Origin of the sequence: Streptomyces boninensis (assembly GCF_048572725.1) — a bacterium.
GTDB classification, from domain to species: Bacteria; Actinomycetota; Actinomycetes; order Streptomycetales; family Streptomycetaceae; genus Streptomyces; species Streptomyces boninensis.
In genome coordinates, this window is the sequence record NZ_CP183837.1 from 1,667,707 (window position 1) to 1,686,719 (window position 19,013).

General features: G+C 71.4%; 20 protein-coding genes and 1 pseudogene. 8 read left to right on the forward strand and 13 right to left on the reverse strand.

Going from position 1 to position 19,013, the window contains the following annotated elements; translation table 11 throughout:
• Positions 1 to 13 precede the first annotated feature (13 nt).
• Positions 14 to 898, forward strand: coding sequence for an amidohydrolase family protein (locus ACNNMR_RS07430; protein WP_419993728.1), 885 nt, complete (start codon positions 14 to 16; stop codon positions 896 to 898).
• A 38-nt stretch (positions 899 to 936) separates the two neighbouring features.
• On the opposite strand, the gene ACNNMR_RS07435 is transcribed toward ACNNMR_RS07430, so the two are convergent.
• Positions 937 to 1,245: a hypothetical protein gene (locus ACNNMR_RS07435; protein WP_419993729.1), complete on the reverse strand. Its 309-nt coding sequence runs from the start codon at positions 1,243 to 1,245 to the stop codon at positions 937 to 939.
• Positions 1,246 to 1,469: 224 nt separating this feature from the next.
• Here ACNNMR_RS07435 and ACNNMR_RS07440 point away from each other — a divergent pair, with 224 nt between their 5' ends.
• Positions 1,470 to 2,318, forward strand: coding sequence for a phosphotransferase (locus ACNNMR_RS07440; protein WP_419993730.1), 849 nt, complete (start codon positions 1,470 to 1,472; stop codon positions 2,316 to 2,318).
• On the opposite strand, the gene ACNNMR_RS07445 is transcribed toward ACNNMR_RS07440, so the two are convergent.
• On the reverse strand, positions 2,285 to 2,458 hold the full coding sequence (locus ACNNMR_RS07445; protein WP_419993731.1) for a winged helix-turn-helix transcriptional regulator: 174 nt from the start codon (positions 2,456 to 2,458) through the stop codon (positions 2,285 to 2,287). The two genes, ACNNMR_RS07440 and ACNNMR_RS07445, sit on opposite strands and share 34 nt — an antisense overlap.
• Between ACNNMR_RS07445 and ACNNMR_RS07450 the strand changes: the two genes are divergently transcribed.
• The 3 genes from ACNNMR_RS07450 (at position 2,391) to ACNNMR_RS07460 (ending at position 5,020) form a co-directional block, all read left to right on the forward strand.
• A complete protein-coding gene (locus tag ACNNMR_RS07450; protein WP_419993732.1) occupies positions 2,391 to 3,080 on the forward strand; it encodes an NAD(P)-dependent oxidoreductase in 690 nt (229 codons plus the stop codon). The two genes, ACNNMR_RS07445 and ACNNMR_RS07450, sit on opposite strands and share 68 nt — an antisense overlap.
• Positions 3,081 to 3,143: 63 nt before the next feature.
• Positions 3,144 to 4,502, forward strand: coding sequence for a nucleobase:cation symporter-2 family protein (locus ACNNMR_RS07455; RefSeq protein WP_419993733.1), 1,359 nt, complete (start codon positions 3,144 to 3,146; stop codon positions 4,500 to 4,502).
• A gap of 35 nt (positions 4,503 to 4,537) precedes the next feature.
• Positions 4,538 to 5,020, forward strand: coding sequence for a pyridoxamine 5'-phosphate oxidase family protein (locus ACNNMR_RS07460; protein ID WP_419993734.1), 483 nt, complete (start codon positions 4,538 to 4,540; stop codon positions 5,018 to 5,020).
• Positions 5,021 to 5,053: 33 nt separating this feature from the next.
• Here the strand turns inward: ACNNMR_RS07460 and ACNNMR_RS07465 are convergent, their stop codons facing one another.
• The 8 genes and pseudogenes from ACNNMR_RS07465 to ACNNMR_RS07500 all read right to left on the reverse strand — a co-directional run bounded on the left by ACNNMR_RS07465 (position 5,054) and on the right by ACNNMR_RS07500 (position 11,933).
• The gene (locus tag ACNNMR_RS07465; RefSeq protein ID WP_419993735.1) at positions 5,054 to 5,680 is read right to left on the reverse strand and encodes a DsbA family oxidoreductase; all 627 of its coding nucleotides are present in this window, start codon (positions 5,678 to 5,680) and stop codon (positions 5,054 to 5,056) included.
• A gap of 447 nt (positions 5,681 to 6,127) precedes the next feature.
• Positions 6,128 to 7,066: a hypothetical protein gene (locus ACNNMR_RS07470; protein WP_419993736.1), complete on the reverse strand. Its 939-nt coding sequence runs from the start codon at positions 7,064 to 7,066 to the stop codon at positions 6,128 to 6,130.
• Positions 7,067 to 7,195: 129 nt separating this feature from the next.
• The gene (locus ACNNMR_RS07475; protein WP_419993737.1) at positions 7,196 to 7,363 is read right to left on the reverse strand and encodes a glycoside hydrolase family 3 C-terminal domain-containing protein; all 168 of its coding nucleotides are present in this window, start codon (positions 7,361 to 7,363) and stop codon (positions 7,196 to 7,198) included.
• 56 nt (positions 7,364 to 7,419) lie between these two features.
• A pseudogene (locus ACNNMR_RS07480) lies at positions 7,420 to 7,714 on the reverse strand (hypothetical protein); the annotation flags it as partial.
• A 131-nt stretch (positions 7,715 to 7,845) separates the two neighbouring features.
• Positions 7,846 to 8,898 carry an LLM class flavin-dependent oxidoreductase gene (locus tag ACNNMR_RS07485; protein ID WP_419993738.1) on the reverse strand — a complete coding sequence of 351 codons (1,053 nt, stop codon included), beginning with the start codon at positions 8,896 to 8,898 and terminating at the stop codon, positions 7,846 to 7,848.
• A gap of 132 nt (positions 8,899 to 9,030) precedes the next feature.
• Complete coding sequence (locus ACNNMR_RS07490; RefSeq protein WP_419993739.1) at positions 9,031 to 9,864, reverse strand: SDR family oxidoreductase; 834 nt, start codon at positions 9,862 to 9,864, stop codon at positions 9,031 to 9,033.
• Positions 9,865 to 9,885: 21 nt separating this feature from the next.
• Complete coding sequence (locus ACNNMR_RS07495) at positions 9,886 to 10,872, reverse strand: SPFH domain-containing protein (RefSeq protein ID WP_419993740.1); 987 nt, start codon at positions 10,870 to 10,872, stop codon at positions 9,886 to 9,888.
• A gap of 137 nt (positions 10,873 to 11,009) precedes the next feature.
• Positions 11,010 to 11,933, reverse strand: a complete 924-nt coding sequence (locus ACNNMR_RS07500; RefSeq protein WP_419993741.1) for a S1 family peptidase — start codon at positions 11,931 to 11,933, stop codon at positions 11,010 to 11,012.
• Between the two features lie 490 nt (positions 11,934 to 12,423).
• On the opposite strand from ACNNMR_RS07500, the gene ACNNMR_RS07505 reads away from it, so the two are divergent.
• A complete protein-coding gene (locus ACNNMR_RS07505) occupies positions 12,424 to 12,870 on the forward strand; it encodes a cell division protein SepF (RefSeq protein ID WP_419993742.1) in 447 nt (148 codons plus the stop codon).
• A gap of 4 nt (positions 12,871 to 12,874) precedes the next feature.
• Here the strand turns inward: ACNNMR_RS07505 and ACNNMR_RS07510 are convergent, their stop codons facing one another.
• On the reverse strand, positions 12,875 to 14,068 hold the full coding sequence (locus tag ACNNMR_RS07510; protein WP_419993743.1) for an acyl-CoA dehydrogenase family protein: 1,194 nt from the start codon (positions 14,066 to 14,068) through the stop codon (positions 12,875 to 12,877).
• Positions 14,013 to 15,710 (reverse strand): MFS transporter, encoded by a 1,698-nt coding sequence (locus ACNNMR_RS07515; protein WP_419993744.1) that lies wholly within the window; start codon positions 15,708 to 15,710, stop codon positions 14,013 to 14,015. Before ACNNMR_RS07515 ends, ACNNMR_RS07510 begins: the two co-directional genes overlap by 56 nt.
• A gap of 218 nt (positions 15,711 to 15,928) precedes the next feature.
• Between ACNNMR_RS07515 and ACNNMR_RS07520 the strand changes: the two genes are divergently transcribed.
• A complete protein-coding gene (locus ACNNMR_RS07520) occupies positions 15,929 to 17,092 on the forward strand; it encodes a hypothetical protein (protein WP_419993745.1) in 1,164 nt (387 codons plus the stop codon).
• A 244-nt stretch (positions 17,093 to 17,336) separates the two neighbouring features.
• A complete protein-coding gene (locus ACNNMR_RS07525; RefSeq protein WP_419993746.1) occupies positions 17,337 to 18,329 on the forward strand; it encodes a phosphatase PAP2 family protein in 993 nt (330 codons plus the stop codon).
• Between the two features lie 277 nt (positions 18,330 to 18,606).
• Here ACNNMR_RS07525 and ACNNMR_RS07530 read toward each other — a convergent pair whose 3' ends face one another.
• A complete protein-coding gene (locus ACNNMR_RS07530) occupies positions 18,607 to 18,822 on the reverse strand; it encodes an I78 family peptidase inhibitor (RefSeq protein ID WP_419993747.1) in 216 nt (71 codons plus the stop codon).
• Between the last annotated feature and the right edge of the window lie 191 nt (positions 18,823 to 19,013).

A 19,013-nucleotide genomic window follows, 5' to 3' on the forward strand; every position in this document is an offset into this window, starting at 1 on the left:
AGGAGGGGCTGCCGTGCCCGAAGCCGACGAGGCGGCCCAAGTGGCCGCATTCCGCAGCTCCCTGGGGCTGACCCACCTCATCGACGTCCACACGCACTTCATGCCGCACCGGGTGCTGGCCAAGGTGTGGGAGTACTTCGAGGCGGCCGGCCCGCTGATCGGCCGGCACTGGCCGATCACGTACCGGCACGAGGAACAGCACCGCATCGACCTGCTGCGCTCCTTCGGCGTCCGCGCCTTCACCTCGATGCTGTACCCGCACAAACCGGGCATGGCCCGCTGGCTGAACGACTGGGCCGCCGACTTCGCCGCGCGCACCCCTGACTGCCTGCACACGGCGACGTTCTATGCCGAGCCGAGCGCCGAGGCGGACGTGCGGCGGGCGCTGGAGCAGGGGGCGCGGGTGTTCAAGTGCCACCTGCAGGTGGGGGATTACGACCCGGCCGACCCGGCCCTGAAAGGAGTGTGGGGTCTGCTGGCGGAGACCGGGACCCCCGTGGTCACCCACTGCGGCTCAGGCCCGGTGCCCGGCCGCTTCACCGGACCGGGCCCGATGGCGGCGCTGCTCGCCCGCCACCCGCGGCTGCGCCTTGTCGTGGCGCACCTGGGGATGCCCGAGTACGAGGACTTCCTCGGCCTGGCCGAGCGCTACGAGCGGGTGCTGCTGGATACGACGATGGCCTTCACTCCCTTCGCCGAGTCCGGGGCCCCGTTCCCGCGGGCGGCGCTGCCGCGGCTGGGGGCGCTGCGGGACCGGGTGCTGCTGGGCACGGACTTCCCCAACATTCCGTATACGTACGCCCATGCCCTTGAGTCGCTGCGCACGGCCACGGGGTTGGGGGACGAGTGGCTGCGGGCGGTGTGCCATGACAATGCGGCGCGGGTGTTCGGGGTGTGATTCGGGGGTGTGATTCGGGGGTGTGAAGGGCTGCTGCCTCAGAGCACTCCGGCTCGCTCAGCCACCGCGTCGAGCCGCTGCTCCAGGTGCGCGCGGGCGGCAGCCGGGTCACCTCCGGCGACGCCGCACATCGCGACCGCAGCCGTCACCACCACATCGGCGAGCTCGGCGAGGACGTCGTCGCGGGAACGGCATACGCCCTTGCGCGGGTTGAGACCGTGCATCCCGATGTACGCCTCGGCGACCTCTCCGACTTCCTCGGAGAGCTTGAGAATGAGCGTCTGCTGGTCCAGCTCGGCGTACAGGGGATACAGGCGCTCGACACGGCTCCACAGGATCTCCGACATGTTGCGGAGCCTAGCCGTCGGCGGCGGCGGTACGGCGGTGGCGCGAAGTCCCCGGCCGACAGCGAATTTTTCAACACTCACCCGGCCCGCAGGACTCCGCGCGGTGATCAGCCTTCCATGGGTATGCGAGGGTCAGGGGTGGCAGGGCGAGCCGGGACCTGAAGGTGGGACGGGCGGTCATGCTGGTTGACCCGACACCGCACCACTGGGCGGAGGAGCCTGACTTGGCGGACACGTCTCACACCCACCACGTCGACATCGACGCTCACACCGGCCTCGTCACCAAGCGCTACCGTGCCACCGATCGTGACGAGCCGGCCCGCGAGTGGCGGGCGCTGCGGCTCCTCGCCGAGTACGCACCGGGGCTGGCCCCGCTTCCCGTACGGGCCGACCTCAGCGCCGCGCCGCCCGAGGTGGTCATGACCCGCATCCCCGGCACCCCCCTCCGCGGGCGGCGCATCGACGCCGCCCAGGGCGCCGCGCTCGCCGCCGCCGTCCACGAACTCCACACCGCACTCCCCGCACCCGTCCTGGACCGCGTCCCGACCGCCGCCTGGCACCCGGCGGGGGCCGTCGCCCAGACCCGGCAGTGGTGCGAAGCCCCGCCGCCGCCCCTGGGCGGGACCGCGCAGGCCTCCCTCGCCGTCTACACCGCCGGCGTCCGCTGGCTGCGCAGCACCCGCCTGTCGAACGATGGCCCGGGCCACCACCCCGTCTTCGGCATGTCCGACGGCAATCTCACGAACTACCTCTACGACCACGACCCCAGCTCCGCCCAAAGCCGCGTCCGCCTCGTCGACTTCGAGACCTCGGGCCGCAGCGACCGCGTCTTCGAGCTGGCCGAGCTGACCGAGCACATCTCCACCTGGGTGGACACCGACTTCGACGTGCGCCGCGACTTCCTCGCCCACCTCGACCTCTCCCCCGCCGAGGCCACCCGGCTACGGGAGTGCCGCCGCCTGATCGCGCTCATCTGGCTGCACGTGCTCCTCCACAGCGAGGGCGCCAACCGCCGCAACCCGCCCGGCTCCGACCGGCGTCAGGCGGAGCGGCTGATGGCACTGCTGTCGTAAGCCTCCTGCGCGTCCAGCAGCTCGTCCCAGTGCTCGGCCGCCCAGGCGCACACCGCGGCCAGCGGCTCCAGCATGCTGCGGCCGAGCGGCGTGAGCGCGTACTCGACCCGGGTCCCGCCGTCGAACTCCGACCGCGCCACCAGGCCGCGCAGCTACGACGTCACCGCCGTGGTCCGCGACCCCGCTCGCTATCCGGGTCCGGCCGACGGCCGAGTCCGGATCGCCGCCGGCGACGTCACCGACCCGGCCACCGTCGCGCTGCTCGCCGAAGGCCACGACGCGGCCGTCAACGCCGCCGCGGTGTACGGCGAGGGCACCGACCCGGCCGCCTTCTTCCCCGCCGCCTCCCGCGCCCTCACCACCGGCCTCCCCCGCGCCGGCGTCGGCCGCCTGATCGCGATCGGCATCGCCACGCTGCTGCCGCAGTCGCAGTCGCAGTCGCAGTCGCAGCCGGACGACCGCACACACCCGCCCCTCCTCCTCGACTCCCCCGCCCTCCCGCCCGAGGCCCGCCCCTTCTCCCTCGCCCATGCCGCCGGCCTGGAGGTGCTACGCGCCGAAGCGCCGGACGCCGGCGCGCTCGACTGGGTCTATCTGAGCCCGGCCGGAGACTTCGACCACGACGCCGCCCGCACCGGCCGCTACGCCGTCCGCAAGCACGGCGACCTCGCCGCCCGGATCTCCTACCCGGACCTGGCGGTCGCCGTACTCGACGAGATCGACCACCCCACCCACCACCGCTCCCACCTGGCGGTGACCTGAGGATACGGAGCCGAAACAGCGCCGCAATCAACACAATGTTCAAGGCGTTTACGGTCCTCAGCCATGACGTCCCCCAAGACACCACCCCACCCCGTCGACGAGCGGCTCCCCACCCCCCACCTCCTCGCCTACGGCCTCCAGCACGTCCTCGCCATGTACGCCGGCGCCGTGGCCGTCCCCCTCATCGTCGGCGGCGCGATGAAGCTGCCGCCCGCCGACCTGGCCTACCTCATCACCGCTGACCTGCTCATCTGCGGTATCGCGACCCTCATCCAGTGCGTCGGCGTCTGGCGCTTCGGCGTGCGCCTGCCGATCATGCAGGGCTGCACCTTCGCCGCCGTGTCGCCCATGGTGCTGATCGGCACGGAGGGCGGCGGACTGCCCGCGATCTACGGGGCGGTGATCGTCGCAGGGCTCGCGATGATGCTGCTCGCCCCCGTCTTCGGCCGCCTGCTGCGCTACTTCCCGCCCCTGGTCACCGGCACCGTGATCCTCATCATCGGCGCCTCCCTCCTCCCCGTGGCAGGCAACTGGGCCGCCGGCGGCGCCGGCACGAAGGACTTCGGCGAGCCGAAGAATCTCGCCCTGGCCGCCGCCGTCCTCCTCCTCGTCCTGGCCGTCCAGCGCTTCGCGCCGCCCGCCCTCTCCCGTATCGCCGTGCTGCTCGGGATAGCCGTCGGCATGGTCGCCGCGATCCCGCTCGGCTTCACCGACTTCGCTTCGGTCGGCGACGCCGACTGGCTCGGGGTCAGCACGCCCTTCCACTTCGGCGCACCGGAGTTCCACGCCTCCGCCATCATCTCCATGCTCGTGGTCGGCCTCGTGGCCATGACCGAGACGACCGGCGACTTCATCGCGGTCGGCGAACTCACCGACCGCAAGGTCACCCCGCGCGCCCTCGCCGACGGCCTGCGCGCCGACGGCTTCTCCACCGTTCTCGGCGGCGTCTTCAACACCTTCCCGTACACCGCCTACGCCCAGAACGTCGGCCTCGTCGGCATGACGCGGATACGCAGCCGCTGGGTCGTGGCGGCCGCGGGCGGCATGCTCGTACTGCTCGGGCTGCTGCCCAAGCTCGGCGCGGTGGTGGCGGCGATCCCGGCGCCGGTGCTGGGCGGGGCGGGCCTGGTGATGTTCGGGACGGTGGCGGCGAGCGGGGTACGGACGCTCGCGCAGGTGGACTTCCGGGGGAACAACAACCTCACGGTCGTCGCCGTGTCCGTGGCGGTCGGGCTGCTGCCCGTAGGGGTCCCGGAGGTGTACGCGAAGTTCCCCGACTGGTTCCAGACCGTCATGGACAGCGGCATCAGCGCCGGCTGCGTAACGGCGCTCGCGCTGAACCTGCTCTTCAATCACCTGCGGGCGTGGCGGCAAGCGGAACAGCCGCATACGGAGACCGGCCCCGCGGTCGCGCAAACCTGAGGCGCGATCCGGAGTGTTGGGTGCACGCTGGAGCCATGACTACCCGGCTGAAGCCCAATGAGATAGCCCGCTATCTCATCGACGGAAACCGCTACATGACCCTGGGGACCACGGACGCCAACGGCCGGGCGCGGGTGACGCCGGTCTATTACGCGCCGCACGGCTACCGGATCCTGTTTTGGATCTCCTCGCCCGCCGCCCGGCACTCCCGCAATATCGCCCGGCAGCCGGCCATCAGCATCGTCATTTTCGACTCGATGGCGGCGATCGGTAAGGCGCAGGCCGTCTATCTGGAGGCCAAAGGCGAGCAGGTGCCGGAGAAGGAGCTGGCGGAGGTCGTGGAGGTGGCGTGCCGGGCGCGGTTCCCGGAGCAGAAGCCGTTCCCGGCGGCCGAGCTGCGGCCGCCGGGACAGCTGCGGCTGTACCGGGCCCGGGTCATCGAGCACGCGATCCATGTCCGCGGCTCGGACCCGGAGTACGGGCGCGGGGTGGACTCCCGCCTGCCGGTGGAGCTGTGAGGCCCGTGCCCGTGCCCGTACCCCAAAGCCGCCTCAGTCGAAGTTGAGCTCCCCGGTCCGGGTCCGCTTCAGCTCGAAGAACTTCGGGTATCCGGCCAGCAGCCGCGCCCCCTCGAAGATCTTCAGCGCGTCCTCGCCGCGCGGGATCTCGGTGAGCACAGGCCCGAAGAAGGCGACGCCGTCAATGTGAATGGTCGGGGTGCCGACCTCCTCCCCCACCGGGTCCATGCCCTCGTGGTGGCTCTTGCGCAGCTCCTTGTCGTACGCGTCGGAGTGCGCGGCATCGGCGAGCGCGGCGGGGAGGCCGACCTCCTCCAGGGCGCCCTTGATGGCTACGTCGTAATCCTTGATGTCCTGGTTGTGGATGCGGGTGCCGAGCGCCGTGTACAGGTCACGCAGCACCTCCTCGCCGTGCTCCTGCGCCGCCGCGATGCACACCCGCACGGGGCCCCAGCCGCGGTCGAGGAGCTCGCGGTAGCGCTCCGGGAGGTCCTCGCGGTTCTCGTTGAGTACGGACAGCGACATCACGCGGAAGCGCAGGTCGAGGTCGCGCTGCCGCTGGACCTCGAGGATCCAGCGTGAGGTGATCCAGGCAAACGGGCAAAGCGGGTCGAAGTAGAAATCAACCTTGGGAGTCTCGGTGCTGGCTGCAGCCGTCATCGCGTCGTCGTCTCCAGTGGAAGCGTTCAGTCGGTAGGTCCAATCAAACGCTCCAACAACGACAGGGGCCACTTCTCATCCCGCACCCCGAGATCCGTACTCGACACATGCCTCCCTCCCCCACCACGGTCGCCGTCCTCGCCGGGCGACCTGGCCGCGGGCCCGCTGCCCGTGGAAACCCTCGACGCGCTCCGCGACCTGGGCGACGGCGCGATCTACCCCGAAAGGCGCCTGGGCGGCGGACCAGCTGCGCCCCGACCAGGTGGAGACGGTCGTATGCGGCCACACCCACCTGCCCTTCGCCCGCCTCACCCACGGCCGCCTGGTGGTGAACGCGGGCACGGACGGGCCGGGTGACGGACGGGCCGGGGACGGACGGGCCGGGGACGGCCGCCGCCCGACGGACGGGCCGCCCGACGCCGGGCCGGGTGAGCGCTGCCGCGCCCCTCACGCCCGCTGCCCGGACACCCCCGTCGGCGGCCACAGCCACGCCCGCAGCGGCGTCCGGCGCACCAGGAAGGCGTACGCCCCGACCAGCGCCGGCACCCCGACCACCGGAAGGAACCGCCCCGGCACCAGCCACCCCAACTGCCCGACCACAGCGCCCAGCACCAGCACCGCGGCCCCCGGCCGGGCAAGCGCCACCGCGGCCTTCAGCAGCCACTCCCGCTCCCCCGCGAACACCCCGGCACACAGCGCGCACGCCGCCGCCCCGCCGAGCACACCCCCGCCACCCAGCGCCGCCACCGCGTGCACGACGGAGCCGCCATCCGGCGGCAGCTCACGGGTGGCGGCGAGCGCGGCAAAGAAGCCCGCGCAGCCGAGGGCGATCCCCGCGGGCCAGAGCAGCAGCGACACCAGCGTCTCCCGCGCCTCATCACCACCCCGCGCCTCATCTCCGCGCCGTACGAACAACACGCCCGAGCAAGCGACAAAGGCCGGCGGCGCCAGCGCAATCAGGAGAAACGCCCCGTACATACCGCCGCTCTTCCCCCGCGCCCCCGTGTCAGGGAACATCCCCTCGACCTGCCAGGCCGCGGCCACCAGCACGACGCCAAGCAGCAGATACGCCCCCGCCAACGCCCACCCCGCCCCCAGCCGCGCCCGCCGGAACGGCGCCACCGCGCTCTGCACCAGCGCCCCGGCAGGCACCGCGAGCAGCAGCCACAGCACCATGACGGCCTCGGCCCCCCGCCCCAGCGCGCTGATGTCGATCATCCGCGGCCAGTCCTGGCGGAGCCCGTCGTCGTTCCACAGCCGGACGGCGAACACGAGCGTCCCCACGGCGGCCGCGCCGCCCGCGAGCGCCCGGGTCCAGGTGAGGACGTGTCCTCCCGACCCGGGCGCTCGGGTGCTTCCTCCGCTGGGCTTCCGGCTGCGCGTCATCCGCGGATGATGGCATGACCGGGCCCGTCGGCGGCAGCCGGGTCAGTAACCCCTGATCCGTACCCGTACGGGAACAGCGCCCCCTTACCGTCCCCCCCGGTTCACCGGCTCATCCGCCACCGACTTCAGTCAGCTCACCGGCAGCCTGCCGGAGAACCCGGCCCCGAAGAGCGCGTCCGTGATGCCCTCGCCCCCCGTACCCGGCAGCCAGCCCGCCACGAAGGCGTCGGTCTGCGGGAGCTGGCCGCCGATGATCAGCGGGCGGCCGGACTCCAGGATGGCGATGCAGGTCTTCACTTCAGCAGCGTCAGCGACTTGCGTACGGCCTCCCGCGCCACCGCCCGGTGCCCGGCCGAACCGACGCCCGCCTTCACCGCCGCGCGGTACGGCGGCAGGTGGACGGCGCGCAGCTCCTTCTAGCTGATCCGGGTGTCGCCCTGGTCGGTCAGGTAGTTGCCGGAACCGGTGCCGAAGGTGGTGCCGCCGTCACCCACGTAGTGCTTGGCGGTGGCGCGGGTGACCTGCTCGGCTCGCTTGACCAGGCCCGGGTCGCGGGTGGCGCCCGTGCCGATGTGGTGCGGGAAGACGGAGGGTGGCGCCAACGACGTTGTTGTGGCCGTGGACGGCGTCGGCGCCGCAGTCGGCGGGCGAATGGCACGCGGCCACTCCCCCGCCGGCCGCCGGGACCTCCGGAGAATGAAGCGATGGAACCTCATCGCGCGCCTCCGTACTAAAGGCGGTACGACGTAGGTTCACAACTCACAGAGGACATCTGCTTGTCAGCCCTTGAAATGCGGCATGATCTCCTCCGCGATCAGCCGCAGCTGCGTATCCGCGTCCGCCACGCCCTCCAGGTCCCGCCCCGTGAAGGCCTTGACCAGGCTCCGGTCGGTGATGGCCGAAATGATGTGGTTGACCCCGCTGGGCGCGATGTCCCGCTGGATCTTCTCCAGGCACTCCTCGGGCGTCCCCGCCACCGACAGCTTCTCGGTGATCTCCGGCGTCGTCAGCTCGATCCCCCGCGCCAGATCACCGGCGCCGATCGCGTCGATGACGGGCTTGAGCTCGGCCGGATCGACGCCATTGCGCACCAGCTGCTCCTCGGGCATCGAGGAGGCATAGATGCCCACCATCGACCGCGCCGCCTCCTTCGCGGCCGCCGAGTCCGGCCCGGTGGCGAAGACGATCCAGGCGCCGATGTCCAGCGTCCGCCAGTCCTTTCCGGCCTTCTCCGCCCCCGCCCGGATGTGCCGCACCGCGTAGTCGTACGCCTCCCGCGTATACGACAGCGCGTGGTGGCAGCCGTCCGACAGCTCCCCCGCCGCCTCGAAGGACTTCGGCCCGCGCATCGCCCCGAGCAGCACCGGCAGCTTCTCCTGTACGGGCCGGGCGAAGGTGAAGAGCCCTTCGTACGTGTAGAACTCGCCGCGATGCGTGATCGCGCCCTCGTCGAGGAGCGTCCGTACGACGTGCAGCGCCTCTTTCGTACGCGAAAGGGGCTTGATGCGGGTCCAGTCCACCCCGTACTGGGCGAGCAGCCCGAAGTTGCCGCAGGACAGCACGCCTTCGGCGCGGCCGCCGGAGAGCTCGTCCAGGGTGGCGAGGGACTGGGCGATCAGCGTCGGCTCGCGCAGCACGACGCCGGAGAGGCTGGGGCCGAGGCGGATCTGCCTCGTCTGCCCGGCCGCGGCGGCGAAGAGCAGCCACATGTCCTTGTGCCAGGTCTCGTCGGCGGCGTAGACGGCGTGGAAGCCCAGCTCGTCGGCGAGGCGGATGGAGGCGATGGACTCGGTGAGGGGGTAGTCGGGCAGCATGGCGTAGCTGAACTTCACGGACGGGCCTTCCCTCGTAGGACGTGTACGGGTGCGTGTACGTCACAGGCGTCATGCAGCCTGATCGCGTACTGCCCCGCCCGTCGAGGCCGGAATAAGCCAGTCCGTAGACAGTCCGTCAGCTAGCCCCGCTCAGCCGAACGCGCCGAACTGCCAGCCCCCGTCGTGCGAGAGCGTCTGCCCGGTCATCCACCCGCCCTCGTCCCGCGCCAGCCACTCCACCAGGTTCGCGATGTCGTCGGGCTCGCCCCAGCGCTTGAAGGGCATCCGCGAGGCCACCATCTCGTAGAGCTCCCCGCCCGGCTCGGCGTAGCCGGTGTCCACCGGGCCCGGATCGATGCAGTTGACGTTGACGCGGTGCCCGGAGAGCTCCTTCGCCAGCGTCTTGGTCAGCTGCTGGAGCGCGCCCTTGGTGGCGGCGTACGGAATCTCCCCGGCCATCGGCGCGAAGTGCTGCCCGGACGTGAACATCACCACCCGCCCGCCGGGCCGCGAGTGGTCCCGTACGGCCGCATACCGCTGCGCCAGCAGCAGCGTCGCCCGCACGTTCACCGCCCAGCACAGGTCCAGCTCGGCGGCCGTCGAGGACGCCAGGTCGTACGTGCTCGACCGCGCATGCGTGGCGACGAGCAGGTCGATGCCGCCGAAGGCCGCGTCCACCGCGTCGACCAGCGCGCCCGGCGCGGCCGGGTCCGCGAGGTCCGAGGAGCGGGCGAGCACCCGGCCGGCGCCCGGCGGCAGCTCCCCGGCCAGTTTGGCCGCGACGCCTTCCGCGCCCACCGGGTCTGCGCCCCACGGCATTTCGTCGTCGTGCGGCGCCCAGGAGTGCGCCATGACGTCGGCGCCCAGCAAGGCGAGCCGACGGGCGAGGGCGTAGGCGATGCCGATACGGCGGCTGACGCCGGTGACGAGGGCCACGCGGCCGTGCAGGGGGAATTCGTTGGCAGGCGCGGGCGTCTCAGGCATGCCGCCCACTGTGGCATACGGTCAGCCGTCGCCTTCCTTGCGGTCGGACTCGGGCTCCACGTCCGGCTCACCCAAGGGCTCGTCGAGCGGGCCGACCGGATCGATCGGGCCCAGCTCCGGCAGGTCCTTGAGCTCTTCCGGCAGCTCGCTCGCCTCGTTCCCGGGAGCCGGAGCCGCAGCCCCGACGGCCTTGGCAACAGCCTCAACCACCCCCGCCCCGCTCCCCGACGGCGGCGCCGGGGCCTCGGCACCCTGCGACCGCTCCAGGAACCGCAGCAACTCGACCGGGAACGGCAGCACCAGCGTCGAGTTCTTCTCGGCGGCCACGGCCACCACCGTCTGCAGCAGCCGCAGCTGCAGCGCCGACGGATGCTCCGACATCTGCTGCGCGGCCTGCGCCAGCTTCTTCGACGCCTGCAGCTCGGCGTCGGCGTTGATGACCCGGGCCCGCCGGTCGCGGGCGGCCTCGGCCTGCCGGGCCATCGACCGCTTCATGGTCTCCGGCAGCGATACGTCCTTGATCTCGACGCGGTCGATGGTGACGCCCCACTCCACCGCCGGGCTGTCGATCATCAGCTCCAGGCCCTGGTTGAGCTTCTCGCGATTGGACAGCAGGTCGTCCAGCTCGCTCTTGCCGATGATCGACCGCAGCGAGGTCTGCGCCATCTGGGAGACGGCGAACTTGTAGTCCTCGACCCGTACGATCGCGTCGGCCGCGTCCACGACCTTGAAGTACACGACGGCGTCCACGCGCACGGTGACGTTGTCGCGGGTGATGCCCTCTTGGGCGGGGATGGGAAGGGTGACGATCTGCAGATTGACCTTACGCAGCCGGTCGATGCCCGGAATGATCATGGTGAAGCCCGGCTCTTTGACCTCGCGCCTGAGCCGGCCCAACCGGAAGACCACTCCGCGCTCGTACTGCTTCACCACGCGGGCCGCTGACATGACATAGACCGCACCGACGGACGCAACCGTCACTCCCGCGGCCACCAGCTCCTCGACCATCGCTGGCCTCCTGCCGTACCCGTACGAGTCAGGCGTTCATCTCTTACGGTAACTCCGCGACTACACCCCTGGGGAGAGCCGGGAGGGCAGGAGGCCTACGCGATCGCTGAAAAGGCGTCAGCAGACGTGCGGGGGCGTCAGTAGACCTTCACCCCGTATTTCGTCAGCGCCTCCTTCACCGGCTGGAAGAAGGTGGTGCCGCCGGAGGTGCAGTCGCCGCTGCCGCCGGAGGTGAGGCCGAGGGCGGTGGTGCCGGCGAAGAGCGGGCCGCCGGAGTCGCCGGGCTCGGCGCAGACGTTGGTCTTGATGAGGCCCTTGACGATGTCGCCGCCGCCGTAGTTGACGGTGGCGTTGAGGCCGGTCACCTTGCCGCTGTGCAGCCCGGTGGTGGAGCCGCTGCGCTTGACCGACTGGCCGACGGTCGGGTTGGCGGCCCTGTCGATCTGCTGGGTCCTGCCGTTGTACAGGTTGATCGTCCCGTAGTGGGTGACCCTGCTGTTCGTGTACTTCAGGATGCCGTAGTCATTGCCCGGGAAGCTGGTGCCGGTGGTCGGCCCGATGGCGGTCGACGCGCTCTGGTTGGTGAACCAGTTCGGCTTGCCCTCGGTGCAGTGGCCCGCGGTCACGGCGTAGTACGCCCCGGACGAGTTGCGGACGTTGAAGCCCAGCGAGCAGCGCCACTGCGAGGTGTAGATGGCGTCGCCGCCGCGCAGCAGCTTGCTGAACTTGCCGTCGACGCGCTCGACCTTCAGCGCTCCCGCGGTCACCCCGGCCGCCTTCTTCAGCGCGGCGACCTCCTTCGCGGACACCCGGTCGTCGACCGACACCACGACCTTGCCGGTCTTGCTGTCGACGCTCCAGGCGGTGCCGGCGACGTCGGCATTCAGCACGGCGTTGCTCGTGCTGAGCAGCTGGTTGGCGCTGAAGGTCTCGGCCTGGTCGGCGCTGGCTGCCGGCACGGCCACCGCGGCACCCGCGCCAAGGGCGACGACCCCGGCTATCAGCCCGGTGCGGCGGGTTATGCCGCGGCGTCCGTGCCCGGTCCTGGGCTTGTTCCTCACACATGCCTCCGAGGTGCTCGGGGGCCCGCCGGTGAACGGGCCCTTGACGCGCTGCCACAGGACACCGGAGCGTAGGCCCTCTCACCCCACCCGCATTTCGTGCCCCTGACAAACGCTGGCCGCAGTATTCGGGGCAGCGACACCCAAGCGCAAGGGTCCAGTGGGCACCGCCACTTCAAGAGCATTCCCAGGTGACAGGCAGGGACACGTCACGGCCGTCAAGCCTGCCGCGCCGGGCGTTTTTCACTCCTTCAGCACAGCTCATGCACAGAGTTCACCCATACGCCCGGGAAACAGATTATCTGCCTATCCGTCAGATTCCGTATGCTGTCGGCATGCTGATCGGCACTCGGTCACGGGGGCGCCGGAAAGCACCAGTCCTGTCACAAGACCCGTGCGCAGGCACAATCGGCTTGGCACATCATCCGCATCATGGACGACCATAGGGGTGCGGACGAGAAGTTGGCCGCGTGAGAGAGAGGAGGCGTCAATGGGATCGGTACGCAAGGCGAGTGCGTGGCTCGGCCTCGTCGACGACAACGACGGCGAGCGCTACTACGACGACGACAACTACACCACTGAGGACTCCCGTACCGACGGGCCCGCGTGGGTGACCGACCCGCGCGTGCGGATCGCCTCCGAGGCGGCGCAGGAGCAGGGGCAGCGCATCGCCACGATCTCTCCTGACGGCTTCCGCGACGCGCGCGGCATCGGCGAGCTCTTCCGCGAGGGGGTGCCGGTCATCGTGAACCTCACCGCGATGGAGCCGGCCGACGCGAAGCGGGTGGTGGACTTCGCGGCCGGCCTCATCTTCGGCCTGCGCGGTTCGATCGACCGGGTGGCGAACCGGGTGTTCCTGCTGACCCCGGCGGACTTCCGGGTGGTGCCCGGGGAGGCGGCGCGGGGCGCCTCCGGCGGGTTCTTCAACCAGAGCTAGCCGTTTAACCCCGGAACGCGTCCTGGCCTGTGAGGGCCTTGCCCAGCACCAGCTGGTGCATCTCCACCGTGCCCTCGTAGGTCAGGACGGATTCCAGATTCGTCGCGTGCCGCATCACCGGGTACTCCAGCGAAATTCCGTTCGCCCCCAGGATGGTCCGTGCCGTACGGCAGATGTCGATCGCCTCGCGGACGTTGTTGAGCTTGCCGAAGCTGACCTGCTCGGGGCGCAGCGTGCCCGCGTCCATCCGCGTCCCGAGGTGGTGGGCGAGCAGCAGGCCCTTGTGCAGCTCCACCGCCATGTCGGCGAACTTGGCCTGGGTGAGCTGGAAGCCGGCGATGGGCTTACCGAACTGCTCGCGGGTCTTCGCGTATTCGAGGGCGGACTCGAAGGACGAGCGGGCGGCGCCGAGCGCGCCCCACACGATGCCGTAGCGGGCGTGGGTGAGGCAGGAGAGCGGGCCGCGCAGGCCGGTGACCTCCGGGAGTACGGCGTCCTCCGGGAGCCGCACCTCGTCGAGGACCAGCTCGCTGGTGATGGAGGCGCGCAGCGACCACTTGTGCTTGATCTCGGGCGCGGAGAAGCCGGGGGTGTCGGCGGGTACGACGAAGCCGCGGATGCCGTCGTCGGTACGGGCCCAGACCACGGCCACACCCGCCACCGAGCCGTTGGTGATCCACATCTTGCGGCCGGTGAGCACCCAGTCGGAGCCGTCGCGCTTGGCGTACGTGCGCATGCCGGCCGGGTCCGAGCCGTGGTCGGGCTCCGTAAGGCCGAAGCAGCCGAGGACCTCGCCGGCCGCCATCCGCGGCAGCCACTGCTGCTTCTGCTCCTCGGAGCCGAACCGCCAGATGGCGTACATGGCGAGGGAGCCCTGCACTGACACCAGCGACCGGATGCCGGAGTCGGCGGCCTCCAGCTCCAGGCAGGCGAGGCCGTACTGGACGGCGGAGGCGCCGGCGCAGCCGTAGCCGGTCAGGGACATCCCGAGGGCGCCGATGGAGCCGAGCTCGCGGGCGAGCTCGTGGACGCCGGGGAGTTCGCCGCGCTCGTACCAGTCGGCGATGTGCGGCAGCACGCGGTCCGCCGCCCAGGAGCGGACCGTGTCGCGGACGGCGAGGTCCTCGGGGGCGAGGAGGTCGTCAATCCCGAGCGGGTCGGCCGGATTGAGCGGTGGCGTAGTGCTGCTTGCGGACATCAGGACCCTCCGGGGGGCGTCGGTCGCGGCTCGGGGCCGACGCTACTTCCGGGTAATCCGCCGCGTCCAGGGCCTCTTCGATGGGTGTGCCGCACTCCATGTGCCGCGGCAGCCGCAGCGCCATGGCCGCGCCGCCGAGCAGCAGCAGGGCGCTGACGAGCAGCGTGACGTGCATGCCGTGGACGAAGGCGTCCCGGGCGGCGCTGCGCAGGGCCGCGCCCGCGTCGCCGCCGAGCTTCGCGGCGACGCTGTAGGCCTCGCCGAGGGAGTTGCCCGCGTGCTTTCCGGCGTAGCTGGACACGCCGGGGACGTCGGCGACGCCGGGGCTGTAGACGGCGTTCATGACGCTGCCGAGGAGCGCGATGCCGATGCCGGCGCCGAGCTGGTACGAGGTCTCGCCGATGGCCGCCGCGCCGCCCGCCTGGTCGGCAGGGGTTTCGCTGAGCATCGACTCGTACGAGCCGAAGAGCACCATCTCCAGGCCGAAGCCGAGGAGGACGAAGCCGATGCAGAGGATCGGCGGCCGGTCGGACTCGCCGAGGGAGATCAGGCCGAGGACGGCGACGGCGGTGAGCGCGAAGCCGGAGGTGACCATGGCGCGCGGGCCGAAGCGGGCCAGCAGCCGGGAGCCGAGGAGGCCCGCGGCGATGGCCGCGAAGGTGAGCGGGATCAGCCGGATCCCGGCTTCGAGCGGGCTGAGGCCGAGGACGAGCTGGAGGTACTGGACGGCGATGAGCTGCAGGCCGACCAGCGCCAGCATGGCGAGGATGATGCAGCCGACGGAGGTGCCGAAGCCGCGCCGGGAGATCACCGAGAAGTCGACGAGCGGGCAGTCGCGGCGGCGCTGCCGGCGGACGAAGAGGGTGAGCAGCGCCGCGCCGAACAGGGCGGGGGCGACGACGAAGGGCTCGAACGGCTCGGCGCCGGCACCGACCTTCTTGATGGCGAGGACGACGCCGAAGAGGCCGACGGCGGCCATGATCGCGCCGAGTACGTCCCACGGTCCGGAGTGCTTGGCGGTGGACTCGGGCAGCAGCCAGCGGCCGATGGGGATCGCGAGGACCATCAGCGGGATGTTGATCAGGAAGACCGAGCCCCACCAGAAGTGCTCCACCAGGAATCCACCGAGCAGTGGTCCGATGGCGGCGCCGACCGCGGCGGTGGCGGACCAGATGCCGATGGCCAGGGCGCGCTCGCGGCGGTCGGGGAAGACCTGGCGGAGCAGCGACAGCGTGGCCGGCATGATCATGGCGCCGCCGACGCCGAGGAGGGCGCGGGCCGCGATCAGCACATGCGGGTCGGTCGCGAAGGCGCCGATGGCGGAGGCGATGCCGAAGATGCCGTAGCCGAGCAGCAGCACCCGGCGGCGGCCGACACGGTCGCCGAGGGTGCCGAAGAGGATGAGCAGCGAGGCCGCGACAAGGGGGTAGGCGTCGACGATCCACAGCAGGTCCACGGCGCTGGGCCGCAGGTCCTCGGTGAGCGCCGGGACGGCGACATGCAGCACGGTGGCGTCGAGCGCGACCAGCAGCAGCGAGGAGCACAGGACGACGAGGACGGTCCAGCGGCTCGCGCCACCGCGGGTGGTGGGCACGGCAAGCGCTCCCGCGGGTCGTGGGGTACCCGTGGTCGTCCCTGCCATCAATGCACCTCCTGCACATCCTGCGCATGCGCGAAGACGTCAGATTACGCGAGTCCGCGGTTCCGTTACCGGTGCGGTCCGACTTGAGACGAACCTCGCACCATGGCGTGACGGAGCGCACTCACGTGCGTACCGCCCGCCGTCGGCGGGTCGTCCCGTCGCCGGTCCGGGGCCCCGGTTGCCGGTTCCGCATGCCCAGATGCCAGATAATCATGCGGATGACCGATCTCGCGATGCATGCGCCGCCCTCGGCGCGACGGGGGCTGTCCGCTCTGCGCGGCGCCGCCCGCCGGGCCGTACCCGCGCTGCTGCTCTTCGCGGCGGTGCGCGCGCTGGGCGTGGCGGCGCTCGCGCTGTCGGCGGGCGCGAACGGCAAGAGCGCACATGAGCTGCTGTCCGCGCGCTGGGATTCGCTCTGGTACGCCCGGGTGGTTCTCTACGGCTACGACTTCGAGAAGGTCGCGCCGGACGGGCGGGTGCTGCCGGCGAAGGCGTTCTTCCCGCTGCTGCCGTGGCTGGAGAAGGCGGGGGCCGCGGTGACGTCGCTGACGCCCGCGGACGTGGGCCTGGTGGTGAGCGCGCTGGCGTCGCTGGCCGCGGCCGCCGGGCTCTACGCGATCGGCGAGCTGCTGTACGGGCGGCGGGCCGGGATCATGCTGGCCGTCCTGTGGGCGGCGCTGCCGGTCGGGATCGTGCAGTCGATGGCGTACTCGGAGTCGCTCTTCACCGCCCTCGCGGCCTGGGGCGTCTACGCGGTGCTGACCGGGCGGTGGCTGTGGGCCGGGTCGCTGTCGGTGCTGGCCGGGCTGACCCGGCCGGTGGGGGCGGCGGTGGTGGCGGCGGTGTGGGTCGGGGTGTGGCTGGCGTGGCGGCGGGGTGAGCTCCGCCCGCGGATGGTGGCGGGGGCGGTGCTCGCGCCGCTGGGCTGGCTCGGCTATGTCGTCTGGGTCGGCTTCGAGACCGGCGAGCCGCTCGGCTATCTGGATGTGCAGGGGGCGTGGGGGAACGGCTTCGACGGCGGCTGGGGCTTCGCCCGCTTCATCGCGGAGAAGTTCGGCAACGGGCCCGCGGGGGTCGCGGCCGGTCTTGGCCTGCTGGTGGCGATGGGGCTGCTGGTGTGGGTGTGTGTGCTGTGCGTACGGCAGCGGCAGCCCTGGCCGCTGCTGGCGTACGGGGGCGTGGTGACCGTGCTTGCGATCGCCGCATCGGGGTACTTCGGCTCGAAGCCCCGGCTACTGCTGCCGGCGTTCCCGCTGCTGCTGCCCGCGGCGGTGGCGCTCGCGCGGGCGCGCCCGGCGCGGGCGGCCGCCGTGCTCGTGGTGACGGCGGTCACATCTGCGGCCTACGGGGCCTTTTGGCTGCTCGGGTCGGGTCCGCCCTGATCCGTACGGCCTCTGGCGCCCGTCGCGGAAACGCACGGCGGCGGGCCGGATTCCGTTAATTGAAGCGGAGGAGGCGGAAAGCAATTGCTCGATGGACGCCGCTTTTATTCCCGGAAAACATCGGTACAACGGCCCGAAAACGCCGGGCACAAAGTCCCAGTTGAGACAAACTCCACATCACGTAGCCATTACAAAACCGGCCGCTTGGTCAATCCGCCTGCGCTGGCCATGTAGCGTCGAATCTGTGCGTACCGAAGACAAGCTCGCTCCCCCGCTGGAGCGGCAGACGACCCGCCGCGGCCTCAAGCCGCGCATGACCCGGACACGGCTTTGGCTGTTCGGGTCGGTGGCGGCTGTCTACGTGGCGATCGTCGTCGGCGTCCTCATCAACTCCTGGCTGGTCCGGCTGGACTGGCAGCTGATGCTTTTCCGGCCGTACAAGCAGTGGCCCGAGGTGCACGCCTTCCTCGACTACTTCGTGGTGCTGGGCCAGCGCGGCCCCACCGCCCTGGCCGTCCTGGCCTGGCTCGGCTGGTGCGCATGGCGGCGCCGGACCCTGCACCCGCTGATGGTGCTGGGGGTGTCGCTGCTGCTGCTGAACCTCAGCGTCGGCGCCGCGAAGCTCGGCATGGGCCGGATGGGCCCGCACTACGCCACCGACATCGGCTCGAACGAGATGTGGCTCGGCGGCGATATATTTCCGAGCGGTCACACCGCGAATGCCGTCGTGACCTGGGGCATCCTGGCCTACCTGGCCTCCACGCCGCGGGCTCGCAGAATCGCTTCGGTCATCTCCGCCATCGTCGCGCTCGGGGTCGGTCTCACGACCGTGTACCTGGGCACGCACTGGATCTCCGACGTCTTCCTCGGCTGGACCGCCGGGCTGCTGGTGCTGCTGGCGCTGCCCTGGTTCGAGCCGCTGATGGCGCGGGCGGAGGGCTTCCTGATGACCGCCTGGGACCGGCTGCGCAGCCGAGGCCTGGAGCCGGCGCCTTCGCCGCTGGCGGCGCGGGTGTCGATCATCCAGCGGCCGGTACCGTCGCAGGGCAGCTCGACGCAGCCCCTGCCGGAGATGGCGTCGGTCGGCGCCCGCCCCGACGGCTGGCCCCACCACCCGGCCCGCCCCCACACGTCGCGCCACGAGCGCACCCCGGTGTCGCCGGTGGGTCCGCGCCGTCCTCCGCACACGGAACGCGGCTCCGCCGCGCGGACGCGCTCCGCGGGCAGCTCGGGCTAGCGCCCGGCCCTTTGAACGGCGGGGAGGGCCGGTACGCACAACCTCCTCCCCGCACTCGTCGGCCCCCGACATGCCGCCCTCACGGGCGGTCGCGTCGGGGGCCGTGCGCTTCGCCGGCTGCGGTCGCGCTGGGGTTTTCGGCGCTGCGCGCCGGGGCTGTGCCCGCCCACCCGCCCGTTACTCGGCTCTGTAAGGCCCATGCAGGGGGCTGCTCCACACAGCAACGGGCGGGTGGGCGGGTACAGCCCTCGCCACAGACCAACCGCAGGCCGCCGCCTCACCCCTTCCAGCAGCGCTTCACCATCCCGCTCGCGACCTCGAAGTTCAGGCGCCCACCCTGGTACTCCATCGTGATGATGGCGCCGGGCGGCAACGCCCGTACCGTGTGCCAGCCGCGCTCCCGCGCCTGGCGCTCCGCAGCGTCGGCCGCGAGGCCCACGTACGCCTCGGGATTGTCGTCGGGTTCCACAGGTGTGTTCGGTTGCGGTGCCATGGGGCCACGCTATGCGGACAGCGTCGGGGGCGGAAGCTTCCGGGCGGATGCGACCAGCACCACGGGTCCGTAGCGGGCAAGTCCGGCGCCGGTCACACTTGTGTCACAACCGTCAACGCGGCGGAGTGAACCACTCCGGTCACTCGTAAGTGCACATTACCGACGCGTTATTGCCGCCCTGCCACCGCGCC

Excerpts from the sequence above, each read along its gene's own strand:
- ACNNMR_RS07505 (WP_419993742.1), top strand. The coding sequence starts at position 12,424 with ATGGGATCGGTACGCAAGGCGAGTGCGTGGCTCGGCCTCGTCGACGAC.
- ACNNMR_RS07515 (WP_419993744.1), bottom strand. The coding sequence starts at position 15,710 with ATGGCAGGGACGACCACGGGTACCCCACGACCCGCGGGAGCGCTTGCC.
- ACNNMR_RS07510 (WP_419993743.1), bottom strand. The coding sequence starts at position 14,068 with ATGTCCGCAAGCAGCACTACGCCACCGCTCAATCCGGCCGACCCGCTC.
- ACNNMR_RS07435 (WP_419993729.1), bottom strand. The coding sequence starts at position 1,245 with ATGTCGGAGATCCTGTGGAGCCGTGTCGAGCGCCTGTATCCCCTGTAC.
- ACNNMR_RS07490 (WP_419993739.1), bottom strand. The coding sequence starts at position 9,864 with ATGCCTGAGACGCCCGCGCCTGCCAACGAATTCCCCCTGCACGGCCGC.
- ACNNMR_RS07455 (WP_419993733.1), top strand. The coding sequence starts at position 3,144 with ATGACGTCCCCCAAGACACCACCCCACCCCGTCGACGAGCGGCTCCCC.
- ACNNMR_RS07470 (WP_419993736.1), bottom strand. The coding sequence starts at position 7,066 with ATGACGCGCAGCCGGAAGCCCAGCGGAGGAAGCACCCGAGCGCCCGGG.
- ACNNMR_RS07530 (WP_419993747.1), bottom strand. The coding sequence starts at position 18,822 with ATGGCACCGCAACCGAACACACCTGTGGAACCCGACGACAATCCCGAG.
- ACNNMR_RS07460 (WP_419993734.1), top strand. The coding sequence starts at position 4,538 with ATGACTACCCGGCTGAAGCCCAATGAGATAGCCCGCTATCTCATCGAC.
- ACNNMR_RS07520 (WP_419993745.1), top strand. The coding sequence starts at position 15,929 with ATGACCGATCTCGCGATGCATGCGCCGCCCTCGGCGCGACGGGGGCTG.
- ACNNMR_RS07450 (WP_419993732.1), top strand. The coding sequence starts at position 2,391 with ATGCTGCGGCCGAGCGGCGTGAGCGCGTACTCGACCCGGGTCCCGCCG.
- ACNNMR_RS07465 (WP_419993735.1), bottom strand. The coding sequence starts at position 5,680 with ATGACGGCTGCAGCCAGCACCGAGACTCCCAAGGTTGATTTCTACTTC.
- ACNNMR_RS07495 (WP_419993740.1), bottom strand. The coding sequence starts at position 10,872 with ATGGTCGAGGAGCTGGTGGCCGCGGGAGTGACGGTTGCGTCCGTCGGT.